This window comes from Providencia sp. 21OH12SH02B-Prov (assembly GCF_027362595.1).
Classification (GTDB): domain Bacteria; phylum Pseudomonadota; class Gammaproteobacteria; order Enterobacterales; family Enterobacteriaceae; genus Providencia; species Providencia zhejiangensis.
The window spans coordinates 3922038-3940105 of the sequence record NZ_CP114796.1; the positions used below are offsets into that span (position 1 = coordinate 3922038).

17 protein-coding genes are annotated in these 18068 nt (G+C 36.3%); 3 read left to right on the forward strand and 14 right to left on the reverse strand.

Annotation, left to right across the window (positions count from 1 at the left end):
• The first annotated feature begins 95 nt into the window (after positions 1 to 95).
• From O7C57_RS18085 to O7C57_RS18095, 3 genes are all read left to right on the forward strand, one after another.
• On the forward strand, positions 96 to 2102 hold the full coding sequence (locus O7C57_RS18085; protein WP_269723406.1) for a TonB-dependent receptor plug domain-containing protein: 2007 nt from the start codon (positions 96 to 98) through the stop codon (positions 2100 to 2102).
• Between the two features lie 476 nt (positions 2103 to 2578).
• On the forward strand, positions 2579 to 3559 hold the full coding sequence (locus tag O7C57_RS18090) for a winged helix-turn-helix domain-containing protein (RefSeq protein WP_269723407.1): 981 nt from the start codon (positions 2579 to 2581) through the stop codon (positions 3557 to 3559).
• On the forward strand, positions 3560 to 4039 hold the full coding sequence (locus O7C57_RS18095; protein WP_154635631.1) for a FidL-like protein: 480 nt from the start codon (positions 3560 to 3562) through the stop codon (positions 4037 to 4039).
• Between the two features lie 83 nt (positions 4040 to 4122).
• Here O7C57_RS18095 and O7C57_RS18100 read toward each other — a convergent pair whose 3' ends face one another.
• The 14 genes from O7C57_RS18100 to O7C57_RS18165 form a co-directional block, all read right to left on the reverse strand.
• Positions 4123 to 5133, reverse strand: a complete 1011-nt coding sequence (locus O7C57_RS18100) for an isoaspartyl peptidase/L-asparaginase family protein (protein ID WP_269724003.1) — start codon at positions 5131 to 5133, stop codon at positions 4123 to 4125.
• Positions 5134 to 5272: 139 nt separating this feature from the next.
• Positions 5273 to 6025, reverse strand: coding sequence for a fimbrial biogenesis chaperone (locus O7C57_RS18105; protein WP_154623076.1), 753 nt, complete (start codon positions 6023 to 6025; stop codon positions 5273 to 5275).
• Between the two features lie 53 nt (positions 6026 to 6078).
• On the reverse strand, positions 6079 to 7389 hold the full coding sequence (locus O7C57_RS18110; protein ID WP_269723408.1) for a hypothetical protein: 1311 nt from the start codon (positions 7387 to 7389) through the stop codon (positions 6079 to 6081).
• A gap of 81 nt (positions 7390 to 7470) precedes the next feature.
• Positions 7471 to 10017 carry a fimbria/pilus outer membrane usher protein gene (locus tag O7C57_RS18115; protein ID WP_269723409.1) on the reverse strand — a complete coding sequence of 849 codons (2547 nt, stop codon included), beginning with the start codon at positions 10015 to 10017 and terminating at the stop codon, positions 7471 to 7473.
• Between the two features lie 90 nt (positions 10018 to 10107).
• Entirely contained in the window at positions 10108 to 10638 is a 531-nt protein-coding gene (locus tag O7C57_RS18120; RefSeq protein WP_336432824.1) for a molecular chaperone, read from the reverse strand.
• Positions 10639 to 10653: 15 nt separating this feature from the next.
• A protein-coding gene (locus tag O7C57_RS18125; RefSeq protein WP_269723143.1) for an IS1 family transposase occupies positions 10654 to 11351 on the reverse strand; the annotation gives its coding sequence in 2 pieces (ribosomal slippage) (positions 10654 to 11102 and positions 11102 to 11351; 699 coding nt in all).
• Positions 11352 to 11378: 27 nt separating this feature from the next.
• Positions 11379 to 11582 (reverse strand): fimbria/pilus periplasmic chaperone, encoded by a 204-nt coding sequence (locus tag O7C57_RS18130; RefSeq protein WP_269723410.1) that lies wholly within the window; start codon positions 11580 to 11582, stop codon positions 11379 to 11381.
• A 124-nt stretch (positions 11583 to 11706) separates the two neighbouring features.
• Positions 11707 to 12162 (reverse strand): fimbrial protein, encoded by a 456-nt coding sequence (locus O7C57_RS18135; protein WP_269723411.1) that lies wholly within the window; start codon positions 12160 to 12162, stop codon positions 11707 to 11709.
• A 15-nt stretch (positions 12163 to 12177) separates the two neighbouring features.
• Positions 12178 to 12753 carry a hypothetical protein gene (locus O7C57_RS18140; protein WP_269723412.1) on the reverse strand — a complete coding sequence of 192 codons (576 nt, stop codon included), beginning with the start codon at positions 12751 to 12753 and terminating at the stop codon, positions 12178 to 12180.
• Entirely contained in the window at positions 12737 to 13501 is a 765-nt protein-coding gene (locus tag O7C57_RS18145) for a fimbrial biogenesis chaperone (protein WP_154623082.1), read from the reverse strand. The genes O7C57_RS18140 and O7C57_RS18145 overlap by 17 nt, the downstream gene beginning before the upstream one ends.
• A gap of 82 nt (positions 13502 to 13583) precedes the next feature.
• Positions 13584 to 14141 (reverse strand): fimbrial protein, encoded by a 558-nt coding sequence (locus O7C57_RS18150; RefSeq protein ID WP_269723413.1) that lies wholly within the window; start codon positions 14139 to 14141, stop codon positions 13584 to 13586.
• 1964 nt (positions 14142 to 16105) lie between these two features.
• Entirely contained in the window at positions 16106 to 16966 is an 861-nt protein-coding gene (locus tag O7C57_RS18155) for a hypothetical protein (protein WP_154623780.1), read from the reverse strand.
• A 71-nt stretch (positions 16967 to 17037) separates the two neighbouring features.
• Positions 17038 to 17571 carry a fimbrial protein gene (locus O7C57_RS18160; protein ID WP_269723414.1) on the reverse strand — a complete coding sequence of 178 codons (534 nt, stop codon included), beginning with the start codon at positions 17569 to 17571 and terminating at the stop codon, positions 17038 to 17040.
• The gene (locus tag O7C57_RS18165) at positions 17571 to 18065 is read right to left on the reverse strand and encodes a fimbrial protein (RefSeq protein WP_269723415.1); all 495 of its coding nucleotides are present in this window, start codon (positions 18063 to 18065) and stop codon (positions 17571 to 17573) included. Before O7C57_RS18165 ends, O7C57_RS18160 begins: the two co-directional genes overlap by 1 nt.
• Positions 18066 to 18068 lie beyond the last annotated feature (3 nt).

Consider the following 18068-nt stretch of genomic DNA (forward strand, 5'->3'; position numbering starts at 1 on the left):
TCCACCTAATTTGATGGATGATCTCGCTTATCAATAAACACCAATATCGTTATATAAAAAGTTATACATTGCATTTAATCAACTGGAATTTAACTATGAAAATAAAAAAGATTAGCTATTTGATTGGGATGGCATTATTCACAGCATCGAGTTTCGCCGCCACAGAAGACCAAACGAGCCGTGATGTCATGACGGTTTGGAGTACGCCTCTTGCTGCTGATGCGAATGTCATTACACAATCGCAAATGCAACAATTAAATCGAACGAATGTTGCACAAGCCCTGAATACCATGCCAGGCGTTGTGATTCAAAAATCAGGTAATCGTAATGAAACTCAGGTGAATGTGCGTGGCTTCGACAGTCGCCAAATACCTGTTTTTTTCGATGGCATCCCAACCTACGTCCCCTATGATGGCACATTAGACCTCGGGCGTTTTATGACCAGTGAACTCGCAAGCGTCGAGTTATCCACCGGGTATACATCTCTGTTGCAAGGCCCAAACTTGATGGGGGGCGCGATAAACTTAACAACGGCAACACCGAAAAAACCTCTTGAAGTGAATATTAACCTGAATCAAGGTTTTGCTCGGGGTGCAGATAATGCACATAATATGAGTGCCCGCTTGGGTGGACGTAACGACCTTGGCTTTATTCAAGTCAGCGGTAGTCAATATCAGCAACGGTTTATGGGATTACCTCATTCCGCTGATAATAATCCGTTGGCGGGGAGCCATGGGAGACGCACTAACTCTGCAACTGATGATAAACGCCTAACGCTAAAGATGGGTTGGACACCACGTGAAACTGACGAATATGTGCTGACTTATTTAAAACAAGATGGTGATAAAAATAGTGCGCCAAGTGCAGATAATAAGAAACAACAAATTTGGCAATGGCCAGAATATAATAAAGAGAGTCTTTACTTTAATGGCACCACACAACTCACCAGTGATATTGCCTTACAAAGTCGACTCTATCACGATAAGTTCAAAAATACGCTGCACCAATATAAATCCGTTCAAGACTATAAAGCCGGCAAGTACAACTACAGCCATTATGATGATTACAGTAATGGTGTTGATATGCGAGTGGACTTTACGTTACGTGAATTAGACATGTTATCTTTTGCGGCGCATTGGAAAGAAGATACCCATCGCGCACGTAGCAATAAAGTCGTTCCTTATGATCGCTATCAAGATCAAACATGGTCAATCGCCACCGAATATCAATGGGTCGCAACGGATAAGCTCGATATTATTGGTGGGATAAGTTATGACTGGCGTCGCAGTGATGAAGGAAAACGTTATTTATACAATAACAAGAATGTAGTGACTGGCATTGAGAATTATGAAGATAACCACCAGCAGGCTTTTAACTGGGAATTCATGGCTCGTTACCACTTAGAAAATAGCGACACCGTCCAGCTCTCGGTTTCAGATCGGAGCCGTTTCCCAACACAAAAAGAGCGTTATACTAAAAACAAGATGAAAAATAATGACAGCTTCATCATTAACCCTCATCTTGATGCAGAACGCGCGCTGACCTTTGATGCCACTTATAAAGGCCATATCACACCAACTTGGTTTTATAATGCTAGCGCCTATTATAATCATGTCTCTGACGCCATTATGGCACACCATATGTATTATGATAGCGTGGCAGGTTCTGACGTATATCAAAATCGTAATAGCGGTAAAATTAACTATGCTGGTATTGATCTAGGCACTCATGGAGAAATCACCGATTGGATGAGTGTAGGCATAAATTACAGCTATATTCATGCAGATCCCAAACATAAAAGTGTGAAACATGTTGCGGAATTGCCAACACATAAAGCTTTTGCTTGGGTGCAATTTACCCCATATGAATCTCTCAGTATCACGGCAACAGAAGAAGCAAGAAGCTGGGCTTTTAATTATATTGATAAAGATGACAAAATTCACGGTTTTGCAAAAACAGATATTCGCATGGATTATGATCTAAATCATGGTTTATCTATAAATTTATCAATTAACAATTTGTTTGATAAATCATACCAATACACAAAAGGGTATATTGAAGAAGGGCGTAACTACTGGTTAGGTATTGAATACAACTATTAAATAAAATTAAATTAGGCGAGATATTCTCCCTCTCGCCTAATAATAAAAAAAGCACTTATCATTTTTATTAAATTGACATTTTCAAAAACAATTTAATAATTAAGCAGTATCACTTAGGATTTCTCTCAATTAATCTCCTTTTTTAAGACCGCTAACTAACCAAAAGCCACATTTTAGAAATATATTGTTTTCTACACACAAAAAACGCACTTCAACAAAATATAAAACTAAAAAATAATAAAAAAACAAACCATAACTCCATTACATCACTTAGATCAATATATTTGATAGCAAGATACAAAAAAGCTCACTTCTATATACTTGAAGTTAATTCAATCCGTATTTAGACTATATGCATTAAAAATATTTATAAAAATATAAATTAATTAAATTTTTCTAAAAATTATAAACTGATTCAGTTGATTATAATAATTTCGCTGTTCTAGAGTTAGAATTAGAGAGAGCAAACCGTGTTTATGACAAATAACAAAGATTATCTGATTAACGATACATTTATCTTTGAGACAAGCAAAAGTATTGTTTTCTTAAAAGATGAAAGCGATAAATTTGTAGAGTTATCAAAGCCTGCATCACGCTTATTGAGTGAAATCATCACTCTTAATCAACGTGCAAAAATTGCCACAAGAGAAGAATTACTGACTAATGTTTGGGAGGAGTATGGCCTTGTAGGGTCAAACAATAATCTCAATACTTATGTTAGCGAGATAAGAAAAAAATTCGAACTCATCGGCTTAGATCCTAAATCTATCATCACTGTTCCTAAAAAAGGTTTTCGCTTTGATTGTGAGTCATTAGAAATAATCACTAATGAAAACAATTCTGACCTTTTACAGGAAGAAATGGTGGTTCACAATGACAACAACATTATTTTAAGTAAAAATAATTATATATTGTCAGACCCTTCCCCTCAGCAAAATATTGAGCATAGTCGCGAAGAATTGCTCACTAATCCCATTGATATTCAGCCACCTGTGACTGAATATCCCCCAAGGAACACACAGCATCATGAACCATTAGAATTAACATTAACAGAACAAAAAGATACAAAAAAAATAAGAAAACAAAGTAAGTTAAAAAGTAGTTATATGGTAGTTGCTTTTATTGCTCTCTTCTCAGTTTCATTAACTTTTGCCTTTCATTTTATAACAAGCTCTAACGCGAGCATGAAAGAGAATGACTATATTACGGTCAGTGAGAGAGATAAATGTTTAATACAAGTTCCTGTTCATTTAGTGGAAAGTTCAACAAAAGATAGTATCGATTATGTCAACAAGAAACTCGATAAATACAATGTTAACTGCCAAGAACCTAAACGCGTTATCTTACTTTCAGAACTAAACACCATCCAACCTGTTGATAAAAACATATCCATTAGTATCTGTAAGGAAAAAAATACTCAATACGACTGCGTATCAATTAATGATCAGAGAATTTAAATGAAAAAATACATTTTATTGCTTTTATTTTCTTTCACTTTAGTGTTAATAACATCATTTGCCCTGCACACTGAGAGTGATGACGTAAATCTTTGTCACTCTGATATTCTCTGGATAAAAGATAACGGTACTGATGACGGGCTAATGCTAAAATCAAAAACAAGTATTCTGGTTACCAGTGATAATATGGGAAGAATGAATATGTATGGTTACGTCAAAGAGAATAATGTTTTCTATCGCCTTGATAGAGCGCTCTATTTTAATTACCAATCGATTGATAAAAAAAACAATTACTCTATTCGTTTTAAAACATTATCTATTACCAGCTCAGATAACGTCCCTCAAGCCCTCTTCGCTAACTTCATTCAATTAGAAGAAGAGAAAATAAATTATTACATTAATGTGACAAAAATGAATGATAATATTTATATTATTAAAGATGAAGCTTATTCATCGTTCACCTGTTATGCAGATAAATAAAAAAAAGCCTACTAACATTGCTGTTTTAAGTAGGCAAATCGCCAACATGGAAAACTATTCAAAACTGGTTGTGCGGTGGCTAATCAATGGCTATTAGAATTAAAAATAGCCACTTGAGGAATTCCATCTTCTGCAATTGTTCCTCTAAACATGCCTTTGGTATTAAATTGCATAATAAAGTTGCCATTTTTATCTATTGCGATAAGGCCCCCCGTTCCACCTAGGTTGCGCACCGTATTTAAGGTATTCATACCCGCTTCAGATAATGGGATGCCTTGGTATTGAATTTGTGCGGCGACATCATAAGCAGCCACAGAACGCATAAAAACTTCACCTAGCCCCGTTGTAGAGATCGCTATTGTCTTATTATCCGCATACGTGCCTGCACCAATAATGGGTGAATCGCCAATACGGCCATAATGTTTATTGGTACTACCGCCAGTCGATGTGGCGGAAGCTAAGTTCCCTCGAGTATCAATAGCCACAGCGCCTACCGTTCCATATTTGTAATCGTACATCAGCGGATCAACAAATAAAGCGGCATTCGCGCCTTTCTCATGATCGATTTTACGGCTAATTTCTTTGACTTTATTTAACTGTTCAACGCGTTGTTCAGTCATAAAATAAGTGGGGTCTACGATATCAAGCCCTTCAGACTTAGCAAATTGTTCAGCGCCAACCCCGCCCATCATCACATAAGGCGTTTTAGTCATGACCTTGTAAGCTGCCATGATGGGGTTTTTAACATTCGACACCCCCGCGACAGCACCCGCTTTCCGAGTTCGCCCATCCATAATAGAAGCATCTAATTCCACTTTATTATCTGTCGTTAAAGAGGCTCCTTTACCTGCATTATAAAGTGGTGAGTCTTCCATGACGATCACCGCTGCCTGTACGGCATCAACACTGTCGCCGCCTTGAGCAAGGATACCGTATCCCGCTTGCAAAGCTTCTGTCAGTTTTTCTTCGTGCGCTTTTTTCTGCTCAATAGTAATATGTTGCTCTGTAATATCACCAGCCCCACCGTGGATCACTAGACGAAAGTTATTTACTGATGGAAATGAAGACGTTGAGAAAAAAAAAACAACATTGATATAAAATTAAATAGGTATTTCATTTAGCTGTCTCTACAAATAATATTCATCATTTCCGTTCAAACTAATCGATATCGTGTCAATACAAATATGACTGAATATAAAAGCCAACCTATATTGAAAATATTATGACACTAAATTAAATTTTAGTTGTACTTTTCGGTGTTGGCATTGCAAATTCATCTAAAACAGCCCATTCAATTTTATTACCACTTGGCGACACTTTTTTGGGTAACTTAAACCTTTGTTCTGATTTCGGAATCAATGGCTTGTATAATTCTTTACTATCCACAGGCACCGAATTTACTGAAACCTCATCAAATGCCATATAAATAGGTGAATTATTTGTCACAACAAGGTCATCACCATCAATTTTAAATTTAAGGTTACTGATTTCATTTTTTATCTCTAACTTCTCAAACGCTATTGGTCGATAGTAAATTTTTGTTGCCACAACATTGATAACTGATAATTCAGAGTTAACACCATTAGCGATAGTTGGCTTTGTAGTGGCAGGTATCAGTCTAAATTTAGCAATATAGAGACTCTCCCTATCCGCAGGTAGTTTAGCCGAATCGCCTGAAAACATCACACGCCAACTGTAGCTTTGCTTAGGCTCTAATTTAAATAAAGGTGGCGTAATAATAAAAGGAATTTCCTCCTTTTTTCCCGTAATTAGCTCATTCCCAATTTTTTCATCTAGCAGCTCCATTGAACCTTGAACTAAGTAGGATCTCTCCCCTTTATTACTAAGTTTAACCGAAGTACTTTTTTCTTTTTCTGTATAAGTATTTCGTAGCATCCTAAAAGTAATATCATCTTGAATATTACCAAAAGCAGAAAACACAGGTAATATCGGTAAAAAACATAAATATTTTAACAAAAATTTCATGGTACTCCTTTTATATTCCCAACCTTGTAAATATTCACAATATGATAATATGACTAAATTTTAGAGAATACCAATACTTCAACACGCCCTTTATATTTACCGGGAGCAACAGTGTCCTTTGAACACATAGCCCATCGGATATTTAAATTCATAGGAACCTGACTATCTGCTGATATTTGATTTAATGGTAAATCCGAGTTATCAAAAGGCAAAAGACCACTTGCCGTTGGTGCATTACAATCAATTGTCGGTGTTGCCGCACCATCTAAATAAGGTTTAGCCATTAACCAAGGACGATCTTTTACTTCACCAGCATCGGTTTTCGTTAACATCAATTTGGTGTTATTTGAGGCATCCACCTCCCCCTCTCTTGGGATTGCAGACACAAATAATGGATTCCCACCTTGCGTACAAGAAAACGTTATTTTTGAGTCCTCGTAGACGGCATTTTCTCGCCCCATCACTTTATTAATCACAGTATTTGTTGCATTTTTAATGTTACATGCGCGGACTATTTTGACTGTTGTCCTAATATTTAACCCTATACTTCCAGTTGATACACTGCCTACATTTGGAAACTGTGGGCTAGTGCCGTCAGCTCCTTGGGTTATTAAATGATATTTGGTTGGTACCATAACGAAATTACCTGGCTTCGCAGCTTTATTTAAGTAGACTTCTAACGGTTTACCTACAGAAAATGTAATAGATTTACTCCCACCTTTCCCCATCACAACCCTTTGTGGTAAAACATGGCAAAGATTCAAATACTGTGCCTCCCAATAATCATAAACGGTCGATGTAATAAGTCCTGCTGGTGGTTTTTCAACCAAATAGCCAGAATAGCTCGATTTAATGCCTGAAGGCGTGGGATCTTTAGGTAAATCTAACTGTATATCATATTTGAGTGCCGGTACAACATAAGCAATTAATGAGCTATCATCAGTGTGTACTAAACGAAAAGCAAATTTCTTACCCTGACCTAAAACTGTATTTTCCTTAATATTAGGATTACCAAACCGACAATAATCGGTATCTGTCGATAGTCCAACTAACATTCTCTTCTCATCCCAGACGGCATAGTTATGCTTATTTGTTGGTACGCCAACACTATGTGTTGTAGAGTAAATCGCTCGCTTAGGGGGAGTAAGTGTTAAATTGGTGGGGCCTAATAACCGCGCATCGAGATAATAAGGTGTTCCCACTGGTACCGAGTCATCCAGATCAATAATACCTAATAACTCAAGTGTTGCTGTACCAGCATTTAATTCATCAAATGCACTAGCTGAAGAAGAGTATAAAACACTCGTCGATAATACTGAAATCAACATGGTTGATGATAAGTGACGAATAAATTTGTTAACCATACAGATTGCTCCTTGGATTAAATAGCTTGAAATAAAGAATATCAATACTCTTTCAAGCTATTTATCTAAATAAATATAAACTTAACGACAGTCAGCGATAATCGTACGTATTGGTTGAGAAGCCGTCGCTGGAATCTTATCTAGCCCAGAGAATGTAGCCACACAACGTTGGTCTTGGTTACTTCCCCAACTAATATTCAATTTCCCTGAATCCGGTAATCCGCTCATAAACAACTGGTTATTATCACCAACAATACCGGTATTATCTTCGGTCGCATTTTCTTCAACTAATGTTGCGATTGCACCAAACGGTACGCCATTTCCATTCGCCAGTCTTAAATTTAAGAGGGCTTGATAACCTAGTCGCGTATCAAATTTCACTTTTACAACCGCACCGGCAGCCGGATAAACTGTCTTGGTCGTTTCTTTTAGCATCACATCGTCAGGTAAAGAGTTTACGTCCATAGTGATGATATTTGCATTATAGGGTGATACATATGGGTACAACGCATAGCCTTGACCATTAATTTTTGAGTTTTGGTTACTTGTTTTAGCACCTGTTGCACCAGGCGCTTCAATAATCGCCACGCTGTCACCCATACTACGACCTAAAAGGATACCGCCGCTATGGATTAAAGCGCCTCCGTTAATACTCCCATTGATTGTTTTACTGCCCGGTGAATAACTGTATCCACCTGAGAATGATGCCAACGATCCCGAATAACCCGTATAAATAGAGCCCGTATTTCCTTCGCCTTTATTCCCATATCCTTGAGAAATCCCATAAGATAATTCACCATCCAATAAAGCACCACTCACCCCGACTTGCTGGCTGATACGACCGTCATTATCCTGCCGATATGAATAGGTGCTGTATATGTTTTCAGCCACTTCACTATTCGAGAAAATACTAAATGGAATATCAACATTAATGGTTATCTGTCTATTTTCCGGCCATGTTTGGGAATCTTTTACACGGTCAATCGTGTAGTTAACCGAGTAGTTAATTTTCTTAAACGAACCGTTGTAACCAATGGCAAGTTGCTTAACTTTACGATTCGTTTCCCAGTAATCATAGATACTGCCGGATAGATAAATACTACCGTATTCAGCTAAAGATTGACGTAATGCGGTCGTAAAGCTACTGCGCTGGCGCTGGTTTAGCCAAGGTGCCACATTGTCTTTAAGCTGATAGTTATAGCTGTTAAAATCCGCAAAACTAAAGTAAGAACGGGTCGAATAACGTAATGCTGTTAAGTCTACCGAGGTTCCGGTGCTCGTCATACTTTTAGAGTAACGAATACGGAAGGATTGACCTGAGCGAGTCCCTAAGTCGCCTTCCATTCCTGCTGTTGCATGCGTAATATCCGCAGATAAAGCACCGAATGAACCCAGAGATATCCCCATCCCTGCAGCAGCAGAAAAATAGCTTTTTGCCATTAATAACCCACCATAAAGGGTATTATTATTTGACAAGCCATAGATAAACGAACCTAAAAAGAAATCAGATTGCCTTGAGTGCTTAGTATAGCCACCGTCATATCGACCAACCGTGGTTTCGTATTTATAACCACCAGGTCGTAACATCACAGGGAGTGAAGAGAACGCCACAGTAAAGACTTTCTCTGTGCCATTTTCTTCAGTGACCGTAACATCCAAGTCTCCTGCATTACCCGTTGCATACAAATCTTTAATAACGAAAGCACCCGGTGATACATACGTTTGATATACAATATGACCATTCTGACGAATGGTTACCTGAGCATTCGATTGTGCGATCCCTCGCACTTCTGGGGCAAACCCTCTCATACTGCTTGGCAGCATTTGTTCATCAGAAGCAATTGTCATCCCTTTGAGTGGGACAGGATCAAATACGTCAGCGCCCGATGAAAGCTCACCAATAGAAATCGTTGAGCGAATGGCATGTACTGCTCGCATCAAATAAGTATTAGAAAAATGAGTTTGTCCGCTATTTCCTGAAGATTTAGAATGGTTCACACTTGAACGTAGACGCCAAGGCCCTGCATTTAATCTTAACTGTGAACTTAGAAAATAACTTTCATTTTTTTTCGTTCCACTGTGTCCTGATGAATTACGAGTAGTACTACCACTCGCAAAATAGTTCATAAATAGCGCGGGGATACCATTATCCAACAAACTTGGATCAATATATCCTTCGACTTTATTCGTCATTGCTATCTGAGGAATTGACACTAATAACTCTAAGTTAGGGATATTAGCAACAACACTTGCCTCTGGGATATAAGCTTTAAGATCCAAGATTGGTGTGTCTGGCGCTAATGAACTCATTGAAGATATAGCTTTAACATTAACCCCCCAATCTTCCAATATTGCAGGGGTTAATTCAGGAACAATGACGCCCTTATGGTTAGCTTTAAAATTGATCTTTTTATCACCTAGCCTATTTCTATTCACCTGCACGTTGATATGGTATTCTCCTGGAGGAACACTATTCGTGGCAGTAAATTGAGAGAGGTCTATCTGAGATGCATCAACCCCTAACTGGCTCTCTAACATATTAGGGTCGAAGTAGTCATCACCATATGAATATAGAGAGAAAATAATCAGTGAAGACAATACGCTAATTTTAAATATTTTGTTTTCCATTCCACTAACCTTAATTTATCTCTACAATATCATTAGTAATCGCTTGAAATCGTATAAATTTAATAATCGAAATAGTGAACATGAATTCAATTAAAAATTAAATTTATCCGTAATTGAGCCGTAATCCGTTACAAAACGCAAACTGCCTTTAACACTATTAGTATTAGCAACAAACCTATCTAAAACATATGTGTTAAAAGGTGGTATCATTATTTTTTCCTGTATCTTTTTCCCATTTAAAGAAAAATCAACAATCGTCATATAATAGGGTGTCGGGTTATTTAACTGCCATTTATTATTTGCTTTTTCGATGACCACTTTTCTATAATCAGATATTTTGGGAGCAGAAATCCCTTCAGGTCGATAATAAACTTTAATCACTATTGCAGTAACGAAAACGACACTCATATTAGATTCATTTTCATTTTTTTTATCGACGGGGGGGATCGCTCTCATCTTTAAAAAGAATATGGATTCTTTATCTTTAGGTAACTGTAAGACATTATTTTTTCTGACTCTCATTGAATATTCGCTTCTCGGTTCAGAGCGAAATAATGGAGGAACAACGATAAAATTATCTATCTGCTTACCATCTACCGCATCTAATACTGGGTCGTGTATTCAATATAGAGATCATCATAATAGGTAGTATTCGCGTTCAATGAATGTACCGATGATTTTGTCATGCATTTCAGGTGACTTCGAGTAACCTAACGTCTTACGGTTAAGGCGCTTCAAGCGGTTTCTCAGGTTCAAATTCTCTCTTTCTATTCGTTGCGTATAAAACTTACTTACCACATGTTTCTGCTTGGGCAATATCTCATAAGCACTGAACTTATCCGTGCACCAAAAAGCCACATTAAACCTAGACAGTAAAGCCAGTAACTGGTGAAGAGTCCTTTTGTTTCGACGACCAAACGTATGAGCAATTATCCGTTTTAGGCGGGGCTCCCACGCATACCAAAGCCAGCGTTGTTGCTTCTTATTACCCACAAAAGACCACTGTTCATCGACTTCGCAAAGGAGTTCAATGTGCAGATTATCAAGGGGTAAAGAGGTTACCTGCTTCGGCGAGAGTTTTTTAAAGTGCGAACAACCGCATTAATGCTGATATGAAGGGCTCTAGCGGTATCACGAATACCGGCATTATTCATCGTTAGGTCGATAATTTTATCTTTGGTACCGGGCTGGCAGGCACGATATTCATAGTCGAGTTGGAAGCTTCGGCAGCAGTCTTGACAACGATAACGTTGATGACCTGTACTCCCTAGGCCATGTTTTTTCACTGAGGGAGTTTGTTGACAAAATGGGCACCTTACATCGACTTTAGCCATGAATATTCTCCGATAAATTACCCTATATTACAGATTAATCACCAGATTGAATACATGACCTAATACTGTCGCCTGTACCAACAACGCACCATCAGTATCATTCTTCAGTTGCACGATCTGACTATTATCTTGAGCAGAAAAAATAACTCGGCTTTGATTTAAAGAAATACCATCAGCAAATAATGGAGATACAAAAAATATGCTGATTATTACTATAATTTTCTGTAACATCCTATACTCACTTAATCTGACACATAGGTTAAAGTAAATGTTGCTTTAAATGCACCAATATTGGCGTCATTCGAACAATCACTCATTCCGTCCTTACACATTAAATAGGCATAATATTGCTTACTCATTTTATTTTCTGAAATATTATCCCAAATTGTTTTTTTTGTTGTATTGAAAAAACATCATCAGATTGCACTGCATTCTCTTTCTCAGAAATTCTGATAGCAAAAGTTTTGCTTCCAGCATCGTCTAGATAGCCGTTATTCTCAGCCACAAAATTCCCGTCAATCGTTATATAGTTTTTATCGAAATTTGTACTTCTACAATCAGATAAATTAATAGAAAAAGGTAATTTTAGTTTTCCACTTGCAGAATCAGATTTCAATTTAGCTAAAGCAACATTACCAAAATCGACGATGTTATTAGATGTACCTACGACTTGAATATTGCAGGTATTTTTAGGCACCGTTAAGTTAAATTCAAAAGTTTGAGACCCTTTGGTGGGGGCTGCTACGCTATAATTAATAAAAAGCGTACTTGCTATTAACGTTAGAAAACCACTATATTTAAATAAATTCATCTTAAATTTCCTTTATTATGGTTGTTCTAGCACAATATCAACCGCTGAAAGTAAAGGACCCGGCACTAATGAATTAGCAGCATCTAATTTAACAACTGCAACTTCAAAATTACGTAAGCTTTCGCCATTTGCCTTTACAGTAAACGGAACAAGTCCACCGCTGTTAATATCAACTATCTGACAGTTTTGTTTACTCTCATCACAGTGATATAAAACAAAGGCACCATTAGTGACATTATTAGTTGGGTAAATTTTATTATTCTGAGTAACAGATGTCCCTGTTCCCAAACTAATCACCATATTGTATGGCGCGCCAGCATTTCCTGACAAATCAAAACTATCACACGTGTATTTTAATTCAAATGGTTGAACATGTGTTTTATCATCTAACTCAGATTTTACTGAATTCGTTTGAATAGCCATTGGAAATTCTACTGTCATTGACGATGCAGAAACAGCGCATGACCCTTTTATAATATTTCCCTTAACTTCAAATTTTGTCTCTGCATGTATCACTGATACTGTAGAAAAAAATGCAGCAACCAATAAAATCGAATGACGTAGTTTTGAATTTTTAACGTATATTGCCACTGTATTTATCCTCGCCACCTAAATCGTTAATAGCAACCCATGTAGCAATACCGCTTTTAGCTCCAGGTACTAAATAATTAAATGAACTAAACGGAGCTATCATTGTATTATTTTTTTGTAAGCTTAATTCAATCTTAGTTTTACCTACATTCAACTTACTAAGTGAGATATAGTAAGGTGAATTATTTTCTACCACTACGCCTGAAGGCGTCGACTTTACAATTAATCCCTTGCGTGCATCTTCAGGAGATATTGTCAAATTTTTAGGCCGGTAAAATAATTTAATAATTGTGTTGTAACCAATATTAATACCAGCCCCTTCGATTGGCCCGTTTGTTGATGGGATCATTGTAGCCGTAAAGTAAAACACAGTTTCTCTATCTTGAGGTAAGCTATGCGGCTGCATATAAATTCTAATATCCTGGCTTGTTCCCTTATCAATTTTCACCAATGGAGGCGATAAGCTAAATGGTGTTGCACTTTTATCGCTAATATTGGCTGATTTAATAACATTAAACTTAGCTAAATAATTAATACTAGAATTATTCCTAGCACTAACTGAAATACTCTGCTCACCTTGATTATAGATTAATCTTGTTGAGTTTAAGCCTACTCCACCAGTTCCATTAGTCGCTGCCGCTACTTGTGTTGCAACAGTCGTTAAAACAAACATTAAAAGTAAAATTAAATGTAATTTTGAGGCCATAATAGAATTCAATCGATTACTTGTTAGTTTTAATGTTTGCATTATCGAATCACACTCATATCCAGTTTTAGTAAAGAAGAGGCTTAAGACTAAGCCTCTTATCAAATTAATTGCTAACTATTTATTAGTTATAAGAAACAGTGAAAGTTACTGGTACGTTCAATGTATCTGGAGCAACATTAAGTTGAGTCAGGATTAATTTTGCAGCAACAGGAATAGTAGTAGAACCATTAGCAGCTACATCACCAGAGAATTTCAGCGCTGTATCAGCATTAGGAACAATTGGAGTATTAGCTGATTCTAAAGAAACAGCTAATGATTTAGCACCTAAATCAGCAAAATATTCTGGGTATAGAAGTGAAGTTTTACCTTCTGCACGTACGAATACATCAGCATCAGTCTGAGCTGCTTTAGAACAGTTAGTCAATACTAGGTCAAAGTTTTTAGTTGCACCTAATTGATCTTTAACTTGTTTACCTGAAGTTTGGTCAACAGTAAAAACACCCCAATCAATAACTGAACCTTCAGTCGTTGAAGCTACATCACAAGATGCTGCACGTAGTTGTGCTTTGAAGTTTACAGTTGTACCTTTTTTACCAACTTCATCTGCTGCGAGTGCAGAACCAGCTACCATTGAGCTTGCTAATACTGCTAGAACTGCTAATTTTTTGTTGAATAACATTTTAAATACCTCTGTATTTATATCATGTAGTAGTGAAAGACACATTGTTGTCAATGTTCAAATTTAAATTCATTACATCCTTGTAGATCCTTTCCTAATAATGCTGAATATAAATTTGAATAAACGTTCGTTAGCCTAAAAGCTAACGTTTTAGGGTAAAAAATCCTTTTAATCCCTTTTTTGAAAATCAAATTACTAATACTAAAACAATCTGATTATAAAAAAAGACACTAACATTTTCCTTTATGTGCACTTGTAAATATACGTATTAAGTAATGATAATATTTATACACTTTACCTTTTAAAGGGTTATATCAATAAACCGATAAGGTTTATCTAAAATTGAGATAGCTAAAAGTACTATTTCTATACATGAATAGCATATCGAACTTCTAGCAAACATAATTAGTTAATTCATTAACCACTTTTTTTGTACAGATAAATCCCAATAATGGAAAGATCTCTTATATTAGGAATATCTTTTATATGTAAATACACTAGAATCTATAGTATTCGTCTTCCTTCCTAGAATCTTCTTTCCTAGTTTTATAGACCAGCGCAGCAATATAATAACCATTTTATATATGAGGGAGATATTTCGAATATCCTCCCGACTGATTTCAATATTACCCAATCAATATTCTTTGTCAAAAAAACACATAAAAAGGATTACAAACAAAATTTAAATCCAAAACATGAAAACAAAGCAAGATTATAAACTAGCCAAAGTGAAAAAATATTTTTTGCCGAAAAAATAATTAGAGTAATTTACATTTATAGAATAAAAAAATTTATAAATATTTTGATCTATGTCAATTTATTTAAAGTTATTTCATTATAAATAAAACTATATACAACGACATTCCCATTAAAAAAAACCAAAATGCAGGCTAATAAAAGAATTTAAGACGACAGAAACACTTGGATTTTAGAATATAAAACTATACGGAAAAATTTAGGTCAGAAAACTCTTAATTAACATTTAACCTAAAACATAACATTTGTTTATTTTTTATAGCATAAGTTGTGGCATATCAGATTAGGCATGACAGAGGGGGATTTAACTTTCTTAATAAGAAATCAATAAGTTAATTAGCATTCACACCACAAAACTTATTTTATTCACACTCTTTCGATTTTCAAATTCTCAATATACGCGTCAGAAAAACAACACGTGGTAAGGAATAACGCTTAATCACCAAATATTCATATTTTATTATATTCCATGTTATTAACTTGCTATCGCGATATAAATGGCCATGTATAAAGCCTAATACCCAATGAATACTTTGCACTTAAGCGAATACAAGTGTTTTTTCTCGTATTAGAGCACGAGCTAAAATGAAACAGCGATAATGATATTTTCACCCTCTCAAATGACAGAATGGGTGATAAAAATGTGGTTTTACGAAAGCTCATACCCGTTACTATTTTAAAACTAACGGATTCAGGCACGCAGTCGAAGATATAGATTGTTAAAAGGATGACAACAGTGGGGGAATTGAAGAACAATGTATGGTGATGGTACAGAAATAAATGATGTAAAAGATGAGAAGAGTCGCAGAGGAAAATAACAAGATGAGAAAAAATTCGTATGCGCAATCATAAAAATAAGCTAAAGATGACTGAAACAAACTCATGTAGGTAAGGGTTATGCATGGGTCGTTGTTGCTTTACTCGGTTGTTGTAAAGCAATCAATGAATGATGTCAAACTCAATACATCACCATAAAATAACTTTATGGAACGAGTTAATCGCATATTTCGCTGTCAATTTTAAATACCGATTGTTCAAACTCATTAAGCTAAATAAGAAAAGCAGCTTGGTTTTGGCTACAAGATGATAACCAAAACCAAACACGCTAACATTTCAATCATTTCCCTCAGAGAATGTTTCGTGAACGCTTAGAGAATACTAAATTGAAGCATTTCAATAATAGGGAAATAGACAATAGCCACAGATGATTATGGTACAACCATAACTAATGTAATGCGCCCGCTGAATTTGCCCGGTTTGACTTCGCCATGAGTGATTAATGTTGACTCAGTAAAGACAGGCGTTTCCATATTGGCTTGCATGTTATAAACCACTCCAGCTGATGCTGGTGAGCCATTTAAGGTAATATGCGATTTTAATGAACCATCGGGACGTAAATTAACGTAGTCGCCGTCCATGTTAGACATAATTTTAATGGCCATATCTTTGTTGCACATTACCGAAAACCAACTATTTTTTTGATTACCATTCAGCTCATCCGGATTTAATGCCCCGTGATCTAAGACTAACTGTTGATTATTGATATATTTAAATGCGCATTTTCCTGCTGGTGGCGGTACAATCCCACAGACACCACCAGGTAGCATCGTTGCTCCGCCTTTTTTGTCTGTTGTCGCAACAAATATACCGACACACTCTTCTGTTGTTATGGGCCCACTATGGCGAGTTTTACCGCTTTTTGGAAATGCTAAACCACATTGAGATTGGGCATCCCTAATAATTTCGGCCATCGAGGTATAATTAATAAAATTTATTGAGCAAGACCAGTCAATACGACTCGCCGTTCCCCCTTTTGAAGGGGCTGCATGTAAGTGGTTAATCGAGAAATAACACCCTCTCGCACTGCTACCTAATATCGTTTTGCACGGATTTGGTTCATAAGGAGAACTTACCTTCCAATTTTCAATCACATAATGGTAGGTATTTTCGGTTTTACTATGACTTTCAACCTCTTCTACATACGAAAAATAAGTTGATGCATAAACCATTGCTGAAGAAGAAAGTGCTAGTAATAGCCCGACTCCAAAATTAGCAATTATCTTGAACATAACTCTCTTCCCATAAAACAAGTTAGTGATAAAAATAAGGCATGACTTAGGATGTAAAATGGTTTATCTGCCTATTCGTATTGTATTAAAAATGTTGCAGCGGCCGAAAAACGACCAGGTTTAATTGATTTATTGTTGATGGCGTCTTGGCTTGCCTTTAAAAAGGTATTGAATTTCAACTCATTGCGGCCATTTTTCTCAATTAGTATTAAATCAGTATTTTCATTAAGCAATACAGGTTTCCCATCAATCGTCTCAAAGCCAATACCTAAGCCAGGATTTGTATCACTACCATCAAGTGATAAAAAACCTGCTAACTGGTGATGTGGAGTACCAATAAATTTAACTTTTAATTTTTGCGCAATACTTAAATCACATTCAGAAATAACCAGTATTAACTCTTTCTTGGAGAACTCAAAACCACGCTCATAGATATCTAATAGCCTGATATCACCAAAATTAATTTCAACATTCTTATCTTCAGGGGCGATAGTACAAGGAGCATTCACTAAAGTGCCTTTTACTTTAAGATCATTCGCCAGAGAAAATGCGGACCAACTACTCATGAAGATAATACAGGTATAAGCTAGCCATTTTTTCAACATTACTGATACTCCACAACTAATGAACCATTAGCAATAAAGTTACCTGTAGCAAGTTCATTGTTTCCATTACGAATTAACACCGCCCACAATACTCCTGGTGAGCTAGGATTAATTAAATATTTTTTACCGAGTTCCAATTCTTGATCTGCTAATTGAAATTTCACTGCTAAATTATCAATACCAGTATTTAATCCATTAATATCGAACTTACTTTTCACGCCATTAAGCGTTAAGTACATTGCCCAGTTATTTTTGTTTTCACCACACTCAATTTGGTAATTAACCTGTCGTTTTTGCTCTTTTCCTTGAATCGACTTAACGGGCACATTACCAAAATCAACTTCGATTTCTTTACCGTTATCAATCTTGCAGGGTGGAGGTGTGATCAAGTTACCTTTAATGCGTATATCTGCTTCGCCATTTTTTGCGGTCGCATGATGAGACACAATGAATAGGCAGAGCACGGCATACACTAATTCTTTTACCTTTTGCATATA

What these genes read in the sequence shown, in the direction of transcription:
- O7C57_RS18115 (WP_269723409.1), bottom strand. Translation starts at nt 10,017, where the DNA reads ATGGAAAACAAAATATTTAAAATTAGCGTATTGTCTTCACTGATTATT.
- O7C57_RS18095 (WP_154635631.1), top strand. Translation starts at nt 3,560, where the DNA reads ATGAAAAAATACATTTTATTGCTTTTATTTTCTTTCACTTTAGTGTTA.
- O7C57_RS18085 (WP_269723406.1), top strand. Translation starts at nt 96, where the DNA reads ATGAAAATAAAAAAGATTAGCTATTTGATTGGGATGGCATTATTCACA.
- O7C57_RS18155 (WP_154623780.1), bottom strand. Translation starts at nt 16,966, where the DNA reads ATGTTCAAGATAATTGCTAATTTTGGAGTCGGGCTATTACTAGCACTT.
- O7C57_RS18130 (WP_269723410.1), bottom strand. Translation starts at nt 11,582, where the DNA reads ATGTTACAGAAAATTATAGTAATAATCAGCATATTTTTTGTATCTCCA.
- O7C57_RS18145 (WP_154623082.1), bottom strand. Translation starts at nt 13,501, where the DNA reads ATGCAAACATTAAAACTAACAAGTAATCGATTGAATTCTATTATGGCC.
- O7C57_RS18165 (WP_269723415.1), bottom strand. Translation starts at nt 18,065, where the DNA reads ATGCAAAAGGTAAAAGAATTAGTGTATGCCGTGCTCTGCCTATTCATT.
- O7C57_RS18090 (WP_269723407.1), top strand. Translation starts at nt 2,579, where the DNA reads ATGACAAATAACAAAGATTATCTGATTAACGATACATTTATCTTTGAG.
- O7C57_RS18150 (WP_269723413.1), bottom strand. Translation starts at nt 14,141, where the DNA reads ATGTTATTCAACAAAAAATTAGCAGTTCTAGCAGTATTAGCAAGCTCA.
- O7C57_RS18160 (WP_269723414.1), bottom strand. Translation starts at nt 17,571, where the DNA reads ATGTTGAAAAAATGGCTAGCTTATACCTGTATTATCTTCATGAGTAGT.
- O7C57_RS18105 (WP_154623076.1), bottom strand. Translation starts at nt 6,025, where the DNA reads ATGAAATTTTTGTTAAAATATTTATGTTTTTTACCGATATTACCTGTG.
- O7C57_RS18135 (WP_269723411.1), bottom strand. Translation starts at nt 12,162, where the DNA reads ATGAATTTATTTAAATATAGTGGTTTTCTAACGTTAATAGCAAGTACG.
- O7C57_RS18110 (WP_269723408.1), bottom strand. Translation starts at nt 7,389, where the DNA reads ATGGTTAACAAATTTATTCGTCACTTATCATCAACCATGTTGATTTCA.